This window comes from Tenacibaculum profundi (assembly GCF_052050075.1).
GTDB lineage: Bacteria > Bacteroidota > Bacteroidia > Flavobacteriales > Flavobacteriaceae > Polaribacter.
In genome coordinates this window covers 782,613-798,313 of sequence record NZ_CP197225.1, presented here as the reverse complement: position 1 = coordinate 798,313, position 15,701 = coordinate 782,613, and the positions used below count along the sequence as shown (strand labels likewise).

The 15,701-nt window shown below is 29.6% G+C and carries 16 protein-coding genes; 10 read left to right on the top strand and 6 right to left on the bottom strand.

Annotated features, from left to right (window positions below; all coding sequences use genetic code 11):
- Window position 1 precedes the first annotated feature (1 nt).
- From ACSIGE_RS03170 to ACSIGE_RS03160, 3 genes are all read right to left on the bottom strand, one after another.
- Entirely contained in the window at window positions 2-955 is a 954-nt protein-coding gene (locus tag ACSIGE_RS03170) for an NAD(P)-dependent oxidoreductase (RefSeq protein WP_440881344.1), read from the bottom strand.
- Between the two features lie 41 nt (window positions 956-996).
- Entirely contained in the window at window positions 997-2,061 is a 1,065-nt protein-coding gene (serC, locus tag ACSIGE_RS03165) for a 3-phosphoserine/phosphohydroxythreonine transaminase (protein ID WP_440881343.1), read from the bottom strand.
- A 158-nt stretch (window positions 2,062-2,219) separates the two neighbouring features.
- A complete protein-coding gene (locus tag ACSIGE_RS03160; protein WP_440881342.1) occupies window positions 2,220-3,281 on the bottom strand; it encodes an acyl-CoA reductase in 1,062 nt (353 codons plus the stop codon).
- Between the two features lie 70 nt (window positions 3,282-3,351).
- Between ACSIGE_RS03160 and ACSIGE_RS03155 the strand changes: the two genes are divergently transcribed.
- The 10 genes from ACSIGE_RS03155 (at window position 3,352) to ACSIGE_RS03110 (ending at window position 10,717) form a co-directional block, all read left to right on the top strand.
- Window positions 3,352-3,702 carry a 4Fe-4S dicluster domain-containing protein gene (locus ACSIGE_RS03155; RefSeq protein ID WP_440881341.1) on the top strand — a complete coding sequence of 117 codons (351 nt, stop codon included), beginning with the start codon at window positions 3,352-3,354 and terminating at the stop codon, window positions 3,700-3,702.
- A gap of 606 nt (window positions 3,703-4,308) precedes the next feature.
- A complete protein-coding gene (locus tag ACSIGE_RS03150; RefSeq protein WP_440881340.1) occupies window positions 4,309-4,449 on the top strand; it encodes a hypothetical protein in 141 nt (46 codons plus the stop codon).
- Window positions 4,450-4,684: 235 nt separating this feature from the next.
- On the top strand, window positions 4,685-5,227 hold the full coding sequence (locus tag ACSIGE_RS03145) for a GNAT family N-acetyltransferase (RefSeq protein WP_440881339.1): 543 nt from the start codon (window positions 4,685-4,687) through the stop codon (window positions 5,225-5,227).
- A gap of 81 nt (window positions 5,228-5,308) precedes the next feature.
- Window positions 5,309-5,818 carry a YcxB family protein gene (locus ACSIGE_RS03140; RefSeq protein WP_440881338.1) on the top strand — a complete coding sequence of 170 codons (510 nt, stop codon included), beginning with the start codon at window positions 5,309-5,311 and terminating at the stop codon, window positions 5,816-5,818.
- A gap of 868 nt (window positions 5,819-6,686) precedes the next feature.
- A complete protein-coding gene (locus ACSIGE_RS03135) occupies window positions 6,687-6,857 on the top strand; it encodes a hypothetical protein (protein WP_440881337.1) in 171 nt (56 codons plus the stop codon).
- Between the two features lie 99 nt (window positions 6,858-6,956).
- Window positions 6,957-7,514 carry a LytR/AlgR family response regulator transcription factor gene (locus tag ACSIGE_RS03130; protein WP_440881336.1) on the top strand — a complete coding sequence of 186 codons (558 nt, stop codon included), beginning with the start codon at window positions 6,957-6,959 and terminating at the stop codon, window positions 7,512-7,514.
- A gap of 183 nt (window positions 7,515-7,697) precedes the next feature.
- Window positions 7,698-8,300: a lysostaphin resistance A-like protein gene (locus ACSIGE_RS03125; RefSeq protein WP_440881335.1), complete on the top strand. Its 603-nt coding sequence runs from the start codon at window positions 7,698-7,700 to the stop codon at window positions 8,298-8,300.
- A gap of 152 nt (window positions 8,301-8,452) precedes the next feature.
- Window positions 8,453-8,923 carry a hypothetical protein gene (locus ACSIGE_RS03120; protein ID WP_440881334.1) on the top strand — a complete coding sequence of 157 codons (471 nt, stop codon included), beginning with the start codon at window positions 8,453-8,455 and terminating at the stop codon, window positions 8,921-8,923.
- Window positions 8,924-9,131: 208 nt separating this feature from the next.
- Window positions 9,132-10,034, top strand: a complete 903-nt coding sequence (locus ACSIGE_RS03115; RefSeq protein WP_440881333.1) for a DoxX-like family protein — start codon at window positions 9,132-9,134, stop codon at window positions 10,032-10,034.
- A complete protein-coding gene (locus tag ACSIGE_RS03110; RefSeq protein WP_440881332.1) occupies window positions 10,034-10,717 on the top strand; it encodes a DUF4166 domain-containing protein in 684 nt (227 codons plus the stop codon). Before ACSIGE_RS03115 ends, ACSIGE_RS03110 begins: the two co-directional genes overlap by 1 nt.
- Before the next feature lie 491 nt (window positions 10,718-11,208).
- Here ACSIGE_RS03110 and ACSIGE_RS03105 read toward each other — a convergent pair whose 3' ends face one another.
- From ACSIGE_RS03105 to ACSIGE_RS03095, 3 genes are read right to left on the bottom strand one after another with little or no spacing between them, the layout of a single operon-like run.
- Window positions 11,209-11,925 (bottom strand): YebC/PmpR family DNA-binding transcriptional regulator, encoded by a 717-nt coding sequence (locus ACSIGE_RS03105; RefSeq protein ID WP_440881331.1) that lies wholly within the window; start codon window positions 11,923-11,925, stop codon window positions 11,209-11,211.
- Window positions 11,926-11,980: 55 nt separating this feature from the next.
- Window positions 11,981-13,972, bottom strand: a complete 1,992-nt coding sequence (locus ACSIGE_RS03100) for a DUF3352 domain-containing protein (RefSeq protein ID WP_440881330.1) — start codon at window positions 13,970-13,972, stop codon at window positions 11,981-11,983.
- A 35-nt stretch (window positions 13,973-14,007) separates the two neighbouring features.
- Window positions 14,008-15,636 (bottom strand): acyl-CoA carboxylase subunit beta, encoded by a 1,629-nt coding sequence (locus ACSIGE_RS03095; RefSeq protein WP_440881329.1) that lies wholly within the window; start codon window positions 15,634-15,636, stop codon window positions 14,008-14,010.
- Window positions 15,637-15,701: the final 65 nt, after the last annotated feature.

Genomic DNA, 15,701 nt, shown 5'->3' with positions numbered 1-15,701 from the left:
ATTATTCAGATAATAATTCCTTTATTTGTTTAGCAAGTTCTTTATCTGTTCGTAGTTTGGACTCCTTGGTTAAAGAACCAATATTAGGAGTGAAAGAAATTTCAGGATTCATCAAAAGTTGAATTTCTGGATTTGGTTGATTTTCAAAAACATCAAGGGCGGCGTATTTAACGATTCCGTCTTTAATAGCATTAACCAAAGCGACTTCATCAACAAGTCTACCATGAGAAGCATTTATGATTCCAACACCTTGTTTCATATGCTCAAACTCTTTTGAAGCGATGATATAATCATCTTGTAAAGGAGCGTGAATGGAAATGAAATCAGATTTCATCAAAACTTCTTTAAAAGGTTCTTTTTCAACAGTAAAATCGATAGTTTGTCCGTTGAAAAAGCTTAAAGTAATTATCTTTTCTTCAGAATAGTCACCTGTAAAAATAACACGCATTCCAATTCCTAAGGCGAGTTTAGCAACTTCATCGGCTATTTCATTATCACCAATAATACCAATGGTTTTTCCTTTTAGTTCAATACCGTCAGCAAACTGTTTACGTAAACTATTAAACCTAGTCTCACCCTCTAAAGGCATTTCACGATTCGATTGGTGTAAAAACCGAGCGATACCAAATAGATGGGCAAATATTAATTCAGCAACGGCACTAGCTATCGCCAAAGGTGTATTAATAACATGTAGTCCATTCTCTCTAGCAAAATCAACATCGATATTGTCTAAATCAATTCCGGCTTTTCCTATTAATTTAAGACTAGGGCAGTCTTCAATAAGTTCTTGTCTTACCTGTGTTTTATCTGCTACCAGCAGTACATCAATCCCATTGTCATTAATATAATTCGGTAACTGATTTTGAGAAACTCTTACATCCATAACTTCAAAGCCATTTTCCTCTAGGGAAGAAATACCACTTTGAGAAATTCCATCATTTGCTAATATTTTCATCTTGTATTTTTATAAATCTTAATTGATCTATTGTTTATTTATTAAGCTTTTTTTTCTAATTCTTGCATAACATCTACTAAAACCTGAACACTGTATAACGGGAGTGCGTTGTACATACTTGCTCTATAACCACCGATACTTCTATGTCCATTCAGACCATTAATGCCAGCTTCTTTCCATAGTTCATCAAACTTTTTTGCTAAACTATCATTTTTTATAGTGAATGTCGCGTTCATATGACTCCTATCTTCTACATTGACTATTCCAGAAAAAAGAGGGTTTCTATCAATTTCATTGTATAAAAGCGTTGATTTTTTTTGGTTTACTTTTTCTATAAATGAAATACCGCCTATTTTTTTTAACCACTCAAGTGTTAACATAGAAACATACACAGCAAAAACCGAAGGCGTATTAAACATACTATCTTTTTCAATATGCGTTTTATAGTTTAACATTGAAGGTATTTTTCTTTTCACTTTTCCAAGTATATTTTTTTTAATGACTACCAAGGTAGTACCAGCAGGTCCCATATTTTTTTGAGCGCCAGCATAAATTAAATCAAATTCTGAAAAATTTAATTGCCTTGAAAAAATATCTGAACTCATATCACAAACTAGAGGTACCTGTGTTTTAGGAAAGCTCTTCATTTGCGTACCATAAATTGTATTATTGCTAGTACAATGAAAGTAGTCAGCATCTAAAGGAATTTCATATTTTTTTGGGATATAACTGAAGTTTTCTTTTTTTGAACTCGCTACCTCAACAAGGTCTCCAAATAAACTAGCTTCTTTAATAGCTTTACTACTCCAAGTACCTGTGTTTAAGTAAGCCGCTTTTTTATCAAGTAGGTTATAGGCCGTCATTAGAAATTGAGAGCTAGCTCCTCCTTGAAGAAACAGGGCATCATAACCTTTATTTTCAAGACCTAATAACTCAAGAGCTAAATTTCTTGCATTTTCTATAACATTAACAAAAGGTTTACTCCTATGAGAAATTTCAATAAGAGAAAGATTGTCGTTATTAAAATTAATAATTGCATCTGAAGCTTTTTTTAAAACCTCATCAGGCAGTATACATGGGCCGGCACTAAAATTGTGTTTTTTCATTTGATTTTATCTTCAGTAATTATTAACAGTTTTCTGTAACTCTTAATTAATATTGCCTATTTCTTTGTAGGTGAATTTGAGTTTTTTTGAATTTGATTTTGTATGTAATATTCCTGTTTTAATGTGTTGCAAATATCTGAATAAATAAAGCGATAATCTTACAGGTTAGCTAAAAAATTAAGAGTATTTACACCGTCAGCATAATCCCAAAGTTTAGGGTGTTGAGTTTGACCAAAAGGAATTTCTTTTTTTGTGAAATTATTAGCTACAATACATTGAATTTGTTCTTTGTCTTCATTTAACTTTGTTTTTAAATTGTCAATAACGTCATAGTATTCATAAAAAACAGAAGCAATAGGAGAGGCATAGCTTTGGTCTTCTTTGATCATTAAAAAACCATTTTCTAGTATATTAAATTCACTCATCAAATAAACGGCTTTGTTATAATCATAATTGTTGGCATATTTTGTATTGTTGATAATTTCGTTTTGATGATACATTCCTTTGAAAAAGTTATCAAAATTATATCCTTTTGGAACAAAAACTTTTGATACTGAACGACAGCCTAAACCAAAGTATCTAAAAACATCTTCACTTAAGTTATATAGGTCATTATCAGATTCATTACCTGTAATTACAGCAATAGAATTTCTACTTTTTCTTATAATATTTGGTTTTCCTTGAAAATAATACTCAAAATATCGGGCGGTATTATTGCTTCCTGTTGCTATTACTGCATCAAAATCAGAGAGCTTTTCTTTTGTGAAAGTAATTTTTCCTTTTAGTTCAGGTAAAACATACTCAAGATATTTAGCCAAAAAAGGTAATAAGTGTTGATCATTTGAAGATTGTTTTATCAAAATAGAGTGTCCAGAAATAAGAACAGATAAAAAGTCGTGAAAACCAACAAGAGGAATGTTTCCAGCCATTATTACGGCGACTATTTTTTCTTCACTTAGCCCTAAGTTTTCCTTTAGAATCCAAGATTCTAGGTTTTTTTTGCTTAAAGCTTTTGACCAATTTTCAATTGCAAACAGTAAATTTTCTTGCGTAAACCAAGTGTTAGATTCTTGAGCTAGTTTTAATTGATGTTTAAAACCATCAAAAAATAGTTCATTATAAGGGATGTCTTTACCTTGTTTAATTTCTTTTGAAGAAAATTGGCTTAAAAAATCACCTAGTTTTTTAAAAGCAATTAATCTACGTTTTATCTTGTCCATTTATATTGTTTCTAAATTAAATTGGATTTACTTTTGTAAAGCAAAGTTACAAAACTGAAAGAGATTTTTTATGGCAATAATAATAACAGATGAATGTATAAATTGTGGTGCTTGCGAACCAGAGTGTCCTAATACTGCAATATACGAAGGCGCTGATGATTGGCGTTATGCTGATGGTACAGATTTAGAAGGTAATATCGTATTACCAAATGGACATAGTGCCAACGCAGAAGAAGAGCAAGAGCCAATTTCTGATGAAGTTTATTATATCGTAGCAGATAAATGTACGGAGTGTAAAGGTTTCCATGAGGAACCCCAATGTGCAGCTGTTTGTCCTGTAGATTGTTGCGTACCCGATGAAGATAATGAAGAAACAGAAGAAGAATTATTGGCAAAACAAAAGTTTATGCACAATGAATAGCAATTGATTATTTAAAAAGGGTTCACAATATTTACATTTATGATTTTTTAAAAAAAATTAGAAATAGAAAGACAATGTTATTTTTTGCAATTTCTTTCTATAATGTCTTTAAATTGTATAAGGAAATAGATTTTTTTAATAAAGTTTTGATAAAGTTTAAATAATTGGTGTTAACAAATACATTTGAAAGGTTACAAAAATTATCTAAAGATGCGTTATGTTCGACTTCATGTCTTTTCGTGTTTTGGTTATCATAAAACTAACTCCGCATTTTTTTGAAACCAATGCGAAATTATATACCAGTATATTTTACATTTTTAGAACCTGAGAATTTTTTTAATTTATTATTACCAGTTACATGACGTGTCCAATTAACCTATTTTAACAATCCTAAAAAAATATTTCTTTATTTTTTTAAAACCTTTCATTTAGACTAAAATCAATAAAATTACTGCAATTTCTAAATTATAAAGAGTTAGTATTTTATCCACGGTACCCAGTTCTGGATAATCTTATAAACAAAATAAGTTATTAAACCTTTTAAACTAGATAATTTTTTCATTAGGAAATATCTATGTCTCTTCAACATGACGATTAAAATACTCAATGAATGAAATTATAAGTATTTTCTTTAATGTCGGAATCAATTATCATTTGATTAGTTTTATGCCAGACCTAAAAAAAGATAATGATTACACTTTGAGAGAAAATGAAATATTCAGGTCGTGTAAAATAATTGGAATGTAATTGGAACTAAACCCTTGAATTTATTTGATATGACAGGAAATAAACTATTCAACGGTAACATTGTTGTGATAGATATAAAAAATAATACCTTTGGAATCGAAAATTAACTTTTACTAATTTAAGACGTGTATAAAACAGCTAATAAGAGCTAAACTAAAATTTATGTATATTTAGAAACTCTGCCAAATTTTTAATTCGGCTTTTTAAAAGAGAAAATTAAAAACAAACCATTATCATGATAAAATTAAGGAAGTTAAAACTTAATGATTTAAAAGCCTATGGGTACTGGAAGTCACCTGAACATAGCTATCATTCCTTAAATGGACCTTATTTTAAAAAAGATTCTAAAGAAGAAATTGAGAATATAATTCAAGGCTTAAAAAATGAATTTTTAAAAGGAGAAGATGTTTTAGATAACAAGAGAATCATTTCGAATAATAAAAATGAAATTATCGGAGAAGTAAGCTGGTATTGGAGATCAAAAGAGACTAATTGGTTAGAAATAGGAATTGTAATTTTTAATGAAAATTTTTGGGGTAAAGGAATTGGATACTTAGCATTAAAACTATGGATAAACGAAGTGTTCAATGAAAAAAAAGAACTGTTGAGACTTGGAATTTCAACTTGGTCGGGAAATTTAGGAATGATAAAGTTAGCAGAAAAACTAGGTATGAAGAAAGAGGCTGAATATCGAAAAGCGAGAATTGTAAATGGAAAGTATTTTGATTCAGTTAGCTATGGGGTATTAAGAGAAGAGTGGGAAAAACAAAATAACTAGCTATCTAGCAATAACAAAAAAATATAAGCGATATTAAAATGACAGCTTATACTAAATGCTAAGCAAAATTAATCTAATAAAATGGAAATAGAATTTGAATTTGAAATGAATGATTTGATGGAATTTCATAAAAATTACATGAAGAATTCTAAACAATTTAGACGAATAAAAATAATCGCGGTAGCTATGATGCCTTTAATTTTTAGTGTGATTATAATTATTGAATTAATAAAAGGAACGTTTTATCCTTTAGGAATACTAATATTTGGAGTCGCATCCATATTGTGGATTGTATTTTACCCTAAAAGAATGGACAAAACGGCCCTTGCTAAGACAAAAAAAATAATTGAGGAAGGTGATAATACTGGAATTTTAGGCATGCATAAAATTACATTGAATGACGAAGAAATTATCCATGTTGAGCCTGAATCAGAGCGAAAAATTAAATGGAAAGGTATCAAAAAATTAGAAGAAAATGATACTCATTATTTTCTCTATAACACAGCTATATCTGCAATTATAATACCGAAACAAAAGGTTCTTAACGATATAGAAAAGCTTGATAAAAAATTAAAAAGCAACATTGCATAACTCCGTGTTAAAATAAATCTATAAATTAGTTTACCAATATTATTGGTAATGCTTATTGATTTTCTTATTTATAATGCAAGAGTTTTATTAGAAAACAGGAATGTTTTAAAAAATAATTAAAATATTTAATACAGACATTTGATGTAAATTTATTCGGTACAATTGAATTAACTGAAAAACTAATTTCTAAGTTTAACTCTAATGGACAAACAATTAATTTTATCTCTGATTGAAGTTCATTTAACAAAAAAGTAGATAACAAAATCTAAAATACGTTAAAACGTAGTGTATAGACTATCTGATAATTTATCTCTTCTTTTTGTCCTACGTCTATGCTTTTGGTTTACTAAATGACGAAGGCGACTATTTAGTTAACTGATTATAAACAAGCCTTCCAATATTTTTTTGGGGCGTAATGATTGTTCACATTGAAATTGGTCTCGGAGCAATGTAGGAAGTTCAATCGTAGGATTATTGCAATTCAAAAAAACGGAGCTAACAGGAAACTAACTTTTGGAGAGTTTCTTAAAAGAAATTTACTTAGCTTAATCGATATGTTCTTTTTTAGACTAATCGGAATTGTCACTATAAAAAAACAGATAAAAATCAACGATTAGTAGACATTTGGAAAAATACAATTATAGTTTTGAATTAAAACTCACTAAATAATAATAACGTATGCCAAGACCACCTAAACTGCATTAAAGTATAGATAAGGCAAACCGTTGAAGTTCATTGTAAAAAAACACTAATTATATAAAAATTAAACAAAATTGATTTTTATGAAGTAAATCTGATAAATATTATTAAATATAATTTTGAAGAAAGTATTCTTTACTTTTGAATTTGATAAAAAGATTTTCTACTTATGCTTACTAAACAACCGACTAAAAAAAAAGTATCGCAAACATTTGTAAGTAATTTTACATTGCGTTGGATTCAAAAAGCACTAAAATTAATCCCTTTTTCTTTAGTAGTTAATCATTTAGCAAATCGTGATAGTTTTTTTAATAGTGAATCATATAGGTTTCCTATTTAAGGGTTTCTGTCAACCATTATTTTAACTATTCTAGTAGGGATCATAGCGGACTTTAATTTAAAATTTTATAAGAAAAAGTATTTTTATAAAAAGATACAAATGGGCACGATTGTGAACTTTATACTGTCTACGTTAGGATATATTGCAATCATGTATATTCCTGCAAATATTATTATAGATATAATTGCAGATGGACAAACAGAATTCTATTATTTATTAATTGGTTTACTACTTAGCTTATTAACGTGTTCTATTTTTATATGCTTATTGTATGCGCAGGACATATATAATTTATACCAGTTATCTATAAAAAAAGCTGAAATTACTATTGAAAGTGGTGCTAAAATGACGAAACTCACCTACGAGAATATTGCGGTCTTTTACAGTGAAAATAAAATTGTGTATACGATTCAGAATGATGGTACAACACTTAATACCAACTTTACATTAAATGAACTTGAAGAAAAAATAAATGATCAATTATTTTTTAGAGCCAACCGACAAATTATCATTCATAAAGATGCTATATACGTAATTCAAAAGGTAGAAAATGGTAAGTTACGTATTCTGTTAAAAGCTTCTATTGGAAACGATACAATTACTGAAATCAATATCAGTCGTTACAAACGAAAAGCATTTATAGATTGGTATCAATAGATAAATGCTAAAAAAATTCCTACTATTCAGTTATAATTTTTGACCATTGAGTAAAAACATTAGTATTAAAAGGAATTTACAAAGATTTTGTTCATTATTTCGCTTAGTATTTAAAAATCAAAAAACAATGAATAGATTAGATTTACGAAAAATAGTAATTCCATTAATCACATTTGCCATTATATGCTCATTTTAGTTTGGCTCATTTCGAATCAGGTAGAGAATATTATTATTTCTATACTTATTATTACAGCAAATTATATAGAATACAAAGGAAAACCTTTTTCAGCACTAGGGTTTCGATATGAAAAATTTACATTCAAAAATATTTTTATACTAGCTCCATTAGTTGCTTTAGGGCTCTTTATTTTCTATGTTTTCGCATTAGTTCCTAGAATTACAAAACTTACAGGAGTTCCTATTGATTTATCAAGCCTCGAAGATTTGAGAGGAAATTTTTCTGCTTGTTTAACTATTTTAGCACTAGTTTGGGCTACTGCTGGATTTGGAGAAGAAATTATCTTTCGCGGTTATTTTATGAGACAATTCACAAAGTTTTTTGGAGCTAGCAAAGTAAGTATTTTGTTTAATATTATTCTACTTTCTTGTTTTTTGGGCTTTATGTATGGTCATCAAGGAATTACTGGGCAACTTGTTGCAGGAATAGTCGGAGCGCTTTTAGCCTTGATATTTTATATTCGTAAATACGATTTGTGGTTTAATATTGCTGTACATGGTTTTTTTAATACCATCGCTATAATTTGTATTTACTTTGGTTTAATGTAGTAATAATAAAATAACAAGAGGTATGGAACTTACTCATTAAACTTGGCTTTTTTAAAATGTACTTTATACTTTAAATTACTAAAAAAATTAAAACAATTTTAAAAATACAGAAATAAACGATACCCCAAATATCACTAAACATTTTAATAAAAATGACAAAAATTAATGTAGTTTTCTTATTAGTATTTACTTTATTCTTAACTAATTGTTCTAACGATGACGATAATACTAACTCAACTGAAATAGATTTTAGCGGAGAATGGATAGGAACTGAATTTTTAATTGATGAACCTTATGACTTTAATAATGATGGAATCTTGGGTACTGATTATAAAATAGAATTACCTTGTTTAATTCAAAATATAACTTTAAATTCAAATGGGACAGGCTTGTTTAAAGCTAATATTCATAGTGCACAGAATGGTACTTTAGAATGTGTCGGATATAAAGAAACTCTCATAAATTGGGAGCTAAATTCATCACAAACAAAAGTATTATTAAATGCTTTTGACGAAACAATTGAAATTGATATTGTTAATAAAAATATAATTGAACGATTTTCTGAAGCATTATTGGATGAAGAGATTGGGATTTCAGGAAAAGTAGTTTACAAAAGAGAATAACGTTTGCTAAAAAATCGCACAAAAATATACTTGCCACAGAACACCTTTATTAAGGTGTTTTTTGCTTAAATTTATTAGAACTGTTGATCAAAAATTGAAAATTTTTGTTACTTTATGTAAATGCCTGTAAACGTTTATATTTGTGGCGGAAATATACACAATTGTGTATCTGCATTAATTATAGGGTATTTAAAAAAATAACCAACATTTGAAGAGAAAATCATTATATATTGAAACCAAAATAAAATGTGACTTAGACGAGCTGTGGACAAAAACACAAGAACCTTCATTACATCAAGAGTGGGATTTGAGGTTTTCCGAAATTTCATATTTACCCCAAAAAGATCCAAAATCCCCACAAGAGTTTCTATACTCAACAAAAATTGGACTCGGAATTAAGGTAAACGGAATTGGAGAAAGTGTTGCAAACAAAACCAAAGAAAACGGAGAAAGTACATCAGTTTTAAAATTTTCTTCAGATAGCCAAATCTCAATAATAAAAAAAGGTTCAGGATACTGGAAATATATTCCAAAAGCAGATGGAATAAAATTTTTTACAGGTTATGACTATGAAACACGTTGGGGAGGGCTAGGAAGATTAATTGACAAATTAATTTTTAGACCATTAATGATTTGGGCAACTGCTTGGAGTTTTGACTGCTTGAAAAATTGGATTGAAAAAGGATTTCATCCAAAGCAATCTATAAATGCTCTATTATCTGTTTTGTTTGTAAATTTAACATTAGGAATCATTTGGATTTATCAGGGACTAATTCCAAAAATACTTTTTACTGACTCGGGAGAAATTGAAATATTAAGACAATTGAGATTATTTAATGGGTATGAAGAAAATATTTTGATCATTATCGGAATAGCAGAAATTTCTTTTGGAATTACGTTAATCTTAATTCAAAGAAAATCATTTCAATACCTGAACATCTTAAGCTTACTCATTCTTTCGATAGGAGCAATTTTTAGCGACTTGATTATTTTCACACTTCCATTTAATCCATTTTCCCTAAACATATCAATGATAGCTCTTTCTGTAATAGCAATTTTTAATTTCCGCTATTTGCCAAAGGCTTCTAATTGTATTACAAAACAGAAATAATGAAATCAATATATCAAAAAGCTTTAGGTTCAAACTTTAACAAACTTCATCCAAAGATTCAAAAGCGATTTGGCTTTAACAGTACTGACAAAATTGCCTCGGTTGGAAAAGGAGTTATGCAAAGTGTTTGGTATGGTAAACCATTTATATTGCCATTTCTTTACATTGGAACGTGGAGAAATATCATGTTTCCGCAGAAAGGAAAATATATTCCTTTTACAATTGAAAACTACGCTTACAAAGACAAGTTTGGAAGAGAAACAGTTACATGGGTTCGTAAATACCAATTTCCAAAACGTGTTCGACGATTTGACGCAACAATGATTTACAGCGAGCAAAGAAAAAGAATTGTAGACTATTTAGGAACACATCAACATCTTGCCGTCGATATTGAAATGACTGTTGCTGAAAACGGTGGTATAAAACTTCGATCAGGAGAACAACGATTTTATGAAGGCTTTTTAAATTTTAAATTTCCAATGCTATTCTCAGGAGAAGCAAATGTCTGCGAGTGGTATGACGACAAGGAGCAAAAATTTAAAATCTCTGTTGTGGTTAGTAACAAAATTTGGGGAAAATTATTTGGCTATGAAGGAACATTTGAAACGGAGTTTAAAACAGTAAGTTCAATTACAGAAATTCCAAAAAACGTATTGCCATTAAGAGAAGAAATAAGAGAATAGAATAAAAATATCATACAACAATAGATACATTTCATAGCGTACTGAAAACCAATGTAAACTATGTCCAAACCGTTAAAATGTACGTGCCGAAAAGTACCTATTATGGTGTTTTTTCGTGTTTGTAATCTTTGAAACTGCAACAAATAAAAATATTTTTGCGCAATACCTTATAACCCTATTTGCTTCACAGGGCTAATGCTTAAATGTAGGTTGAAAATGTTTGAAGTTATAAAATGTAAAAAGAAAGCTATTAAATTTGTTTGTGTCTTTTTATTAAAAATTGCAAATCAAATAAATTTGGGTAATTTAAACTATGTTGAGAATAGACAAAAATACTTAACTGAAGTAGGAAAAGGGTGTTTTCGTAATACAGAAAGGTTAGTTTGTAATAGTCAAAAAAGGGGAAAATTACAAGGAATTATTTAATGATAGAAAATTAAAATAAAAAACCTTCTTTGACTAACAAAGAAGGTTTTTTATTTTTTTATAATTTAAATTTCCATTGAATGATATACCTGATTTACATCATCGTCTTCTTCAAGTTTATCTAAGAGTTTCTCAACCTCTTCCTTTTGTTCATCAGATAAAGCGCTTGTAGTCGTTGGAATTCTTTCAAATTCAGAAGAGAGAATTTCTAAATTATTTTCTTCCAAATATTTTTGAATAGCCCCAAATTGTTCAAAAGGAGCATATATAAGAATACCATCTTCATCTTTAAAAACTTCCTCCACATCAAACTCAATCATTTCAAGTTCAAATTCTTCAAGATCCATTCCTAAAGAAGATTCATTTATTCTAAAGTTTACTGTATGATCAAACATAAAAGCAACAGATCCAGAAGTACCTAAGTTTCCATTACATTTGTTAAAAGCAGCACGAACATTTGCGACAGTTCTGTTGTTATTATTCGTTGCTGTTTCCACTAATACGGCGATACCGTGTGGAGCGTACCCTTCAAAAAGAACTTCTTTATAATTCTCTGTATTTTTGTCAGACGCTTTTTTTATTGCACGAGCAATATTATCTTTAGGCATGTTTGCCGCCTTTGCATTTTGAATAACGACACGTAAACGAGAATTCGATTCAGGATTAGGCCCACCTTCTTTAACAGCCATTACGATGTCTTTACCAATACGAGTAAAGGTCTTGGCCATAGCTGACCAACGTTTCATTTTTCTTGCTTTCCTAAATTCAAATGCTCTTCCCATTTCTAAAAAATTGTTTAGTATATGCAAATGTAATTATTGCAGTAAAAATTTACAATTAAAATCTTTTTTTGAATAAAATATCTTTATTTTTTTTGTCATAGCTTTTCCAAGTGCCAACTTGAACCCCTTTTTTAAATTTACCAGAAATTTTTATGTTACCATTCCTGTAATATTCTTTATAATAACCATGTTTTAAACCATTTTTAAGTTCAACTTCAATATGAATTTTTCCATTTTCATATTTTTTTATATATTCTGAAGCGCTTAAATCGTTAGGATATATTTCTGGTAATTTGAAAATTGTTTCTTGCGTGATAATGGTGTCCAAATTTTTTGATATTTTTTGAACAAGTATATCTCGTAATTTTTGATCTTCTTTTTGATGTTGTAAAACAGTTTGTGGATTTTCGTAGCCAATCACTAGATAATTTTCAAAAAAATCTCCTTCAGATATCAATTGTAATCCTATTTGAGAAAAAGAAATAATATATTCTTTATTTTTACGAATACTATTTTTTGTTTTTGAATCAGCAAGAGAATATAGTTCATCATAAATATAAGGAGTATTTACATAAGCGAAAACGCTTGATTTTTCATCAAATTGATCGTTAAAATCTAAATAGTTTTGATTAGAAGCTAATGTGTATCCAATGAGTTGTGTATTTATAATTTCTTTCAAAGTATTCGGACTGTTACTAAAAACAATATAATTGTCAATAATGGTAAAGTAGGGTTTTTCCATTTTTGAAAATAAATTACCCGCAAGCATTTTAAAAAAGCCTTTTAAATCTAAAAAATTAATATCATAGCCTTTGTAGTTGATATGTTTGAATTTTAAAGGGGTTTTTTCTTTTATTCTAGACAGGATAAATTCTAGTTTTTCTCTAGCTTGTTCAATATCTTTCGTAGCCAAAACAACGGCAATATTTTGCTTCTTTTTTGAAATTTCATCATTGATATGTAATAAAGCAATTTCATTTCCAATCCAACTAAATATTGCATCTTTTACATCAATATCAAGCATACTTTCAACATCACTTAATTGCTTATTGTAATTATCAAATAGTGTTTGATTTTCTTCTTTGAGAGCTTCAAAATTTTCATAAAAAACATTAAAACTGTCAAAAGCAAAGCTTACGTATAAAGCTGTATTTTTAGGGGCAATCTTAGCTATAGTCCTTTTTCCTTTTCCTGATTTTTGAAGAGCTTTTAAATAGCTTTGAGATGTTAAATCAAAATTGGTAAACCCGTCAGCTTGAATAGTAGTACCCTCTTTAAGACCAATATTAAATCCTGAATATAGCCAAGATTTTTCCTTGGCGTTTTGATTTTTTGCTCCAATTTTATTAGAAAAACACGCTAAATAGTTATTGAAGTATTTATACTGAATGAATAATTTAAAAAGACCATCATCAGGAGTTTCCTTATTAATTTCAATGTAATTAACATCTCTTCCGATTACAGGTATTTGATATTGATCAATTGATTTTTCTACGAGTAGATGTGTATAAGAGGCGATAAATTGATTTTTTAAAAAACTAACATAAAGTGTTTCCCTCTCTTTTTTATCGAAGATTTCTGTAATTTCCTGATTTTTGTATATGCGTTTGGTAACTTCAAAATTATTTCCAGCAAGTTTAGCAATTGAATTTTTTAAAAACTCTAGTTTCGATAGCTTTTCAATATCAACAGTATAGAATAGACCAATACTTTTAGGTTTATAAACATGGAGCGATATTAAGAAATCACGTTCACCAAGAAATTCTATTAGGTGTTTTTGTTCTTTAAAAGATTTGTCTATCGTGCTTAAACTTTTTGCTATGTTGTTGAAGTAATCATTTTTTTGGAGATGTTCCCATATTACACTGTTACTTATTTCATCCCAAGTATCAATAGGTCTTTCAGTATCAATAATAAATACAGCATCGTCAGGGATCAGATAAATCGGATTTATATTATCTTCATTTGGAGAAACAAAAATATAGGTTTGATAGGTTATAAAGATTCCAAATAAAATAAAACAGCTGATGATAAACTTCTTTTTCATTTGTATGGGGTTTCAATTGTGATTTTACATAAATATTATACTTGAATAACGCCCAGGTTGAATGGCTTTTGGATAGGAGCGTGGTTAGCGGCTTCTATTCCCATAGAAACCCACTTTCTAGTATCCAAAGGATCAATAATTGCGTCTGTCCAAATTCTGGCGGCAGCGTAATATGGAGAAATCTGATTATCATAACGAGATTTGATCTTTTCAAATAATTCTTTCTCCTTTTCAGGAGTGATTTCTTCTCCTTTTTTCTTTAAAGCAGCGGTCTCAATTTGTAATAAAACTTTGGCTGCAGAAGCACCACTCATAACAGCTAGTTCAGCACTCGGCCAAGCGGCAATTAACCTAGGGTCATAGGCTTTACCACACATAGCGTAATTTCCTGCTCCATAGGAGTTTCCTATTATAATGGTAAATTTAGGGACCACAGAGTTGCTGACAGCATTTACCATTTTTGCACCGTCCTTAATAATTCCGCCATGTTCCGATTTACTTCCAACCATAAATCCTGTAACGTCTTGCAAAAAAACCAATGGTATTTTTTTCTGGTTACAATTAGCAATAAAACGGGTTGCCTTATCGGCAGAGTCATTATAAATAACACCACCAAATTGCATTTCTCCTTTTTTGGTTTTGACTAATTTACGCTGATTTGCGACGATTCCAACTGACCAACCATCAATTCTGGCATACCCCGTTATGATACTTTGTCCATAGCCTTCCTTATATTCTTTAAAATCAGAATTATCCACCAAACGTTTTATAATTTCGAGCATATCATACTGCTCGTGACGAGCTTTTGGAAGAATCCCGTAAATTTCATTTTCATTTTCTTTTGGAGGAAGTGCTTCTTTTCTATTAAACCCAGCCTTGTCGTAATTTCCAATTTTGTCAATAATATTTTTTATAGTATTTAAAGCGTCTTTATCGTCTTTTGCTTTATAATCGGTTACTCCTGAAATTTCACAATGTGTTGAGGCTCCACCTAAAGTTTCATTATCAATAGTTTCTCCAATAGCGGCTTTTACTAAATAACTTCCTGCTAAGAAAATACTTCCTGTTTTATCAACAATTAGGGCTTCATCACTCATAATTGGTAGATAAGCTCCACCCGCTACACAACTACCCATAACTGCAGCAATTTGCGTAATACCCATACTACTCATTACCGCGTTGTTTCTAAAAATTCTTCCGAAATGTTCTTTATCTGGAAAGATTTCATCTTGCATAGGTAAATAAACCCCGGCTGAATCTACTAAGTAAATAATAGGCAATTTATTTTCAATAGCAATTTCCTGAGCTCTTAAATTTTTTTTCCCGGTAATAGGGAACCAAGCTCCGGCTTTTACTGTTGCATCATTGGCAACAACGATACATTGTTTTCCTTGTATATATCCGATTTTAACAACAACTCCTCCTGAGGGACAGCCTCCATGTTCTTTATACATGTCTTCTCCCGCAAAGGCGGCTATTTCAATAGATTTACTGTTATCATCCAATAAATAATCAACACGCTCTCTGGCAGTCATTTTGCCTTTTTCATGGAGTTTATCAATTCTACTCTGACCTCCGCCAAGTTTTACTTTGGCTAGGCGTCTGCGTAAATCTGATAATAAAAGCTTATTGTGATCTTCGTTTTTGTTAAAGGTAAGGTTCATAAAGATATTATCGTTGTTTGTAAGTTAGTGCTAAAATAATAAATTACTGAATAAGCATCAAAGTG

Excerpts from the sequence above, each read along its gene's own strand:
- ACSIGE_RS03095 (WP_440881329.1), bottom strand. The coding sequence starts at position 15,636 with ATGAACCTTACCTTTAACAAAAACGAAGATCACAATAAGCTTTTATTA.
- ACSIGE_RS03120 (WP_440881334.1), top strand. The coding sequence starts at position 8,453 with ATGACAAAAATTAATGTAGTTTTCTTATTAGTATTTACTTTATTCTTA.
- ACSIGE_RS03110 (WP_440881332.1), top strand. The coding sequence starts at position 10,034 with ATGAAATCAATATATCAAAAAGCTTTAGGTTCAAACTTTAACAAACTT.
- ACSIGE_RS03105 (WP_440881331.1), bottom strand. The coding sequence starts at position 11,925 with ATGGGAAGAGCATTTGAATTTAGGAAAGCAAGAAAAATGAAACGTTGG.
- serC (WP_440881343.1), bottom strand. The coding sequence starts at position 2,061 with ATGAAAAAACACAATTTTAGTGCCGGCCCATGTATACTGCCTGATGAG.
- ACSIGE_RS03100 (WP_440881330.1), bottom strand. The coding sequence starts at position 13,972 with ATGAAAAAGAAGTTTATCATCAGCTGTTTTATTTTATTTGGAATCTTT.
- ACSIGE_RS03145 (WP_440881339.1), top strand. The coding sequence starts at position 4,685 with ATGATAAAATTAAGGAAGTTAAAACTTAATGATTTAAAAGCCTATGGG.
- ACSIGE_RS03125 (WP_440881335.1), top strand. The coding sequence starts at position 7,698 with ATGCTCATTTTAGTTTGGCTCATTTCGAATCAGGTAGAGAATATTATT.
- ACSIGE_RS03155 (WP_440881341.1), top strand. The coding sequence starts at position 3,352 with ATGGCAATAATAATAACAGATGAATGTATAAATTGTGGTGCTTGCGAA.
- ACSIGE_RS03140 (WP_440881338.1), top strand. The coding sequence starts at position 5,309 with ATGGAAATAGAATTTGAATTTGAAATGAATGATTTGATGGAATTTCAT.
- ACSIGE_RS03160 (WP_440881342.1), bottom strand. The coding sequence starts at position 3,281 with ATGGACAAGATAAAACGTAGATTAATTGCTTTTAAAAAACTAGGTGAT.
- ACSIGE_RS03130 (WP_440881336.1), top strand. The coding sequence starts at position 6,957 with ATGGGCACGATTGTGAACTTTATACTGTCTACGTTAGGATATATTGCA.
- ACSIGE_RS03170 (WP_440881344.1), bottom strand. The coding sequence starts at position 955 with ATGAAAATATTAGCAAATGATGGAATTTCTCAAAGTGGTATTTCTTCC.
- ACSIGE_RS03135 (WP_440881337.1), top strand. The coding sequence starts at position 6,687 with ATGCTTACTAAACAACCGACTAAAAAAAAAGTATCGCAAACATTTGTA.
- ACSIGE_RS03150 (WP_440881340.1), top strand. The coding sequence starts at position 4,309 with ATGAATGAAATTATAAGTATTTTCTTTAATGTCGGAATCAATTATCAT.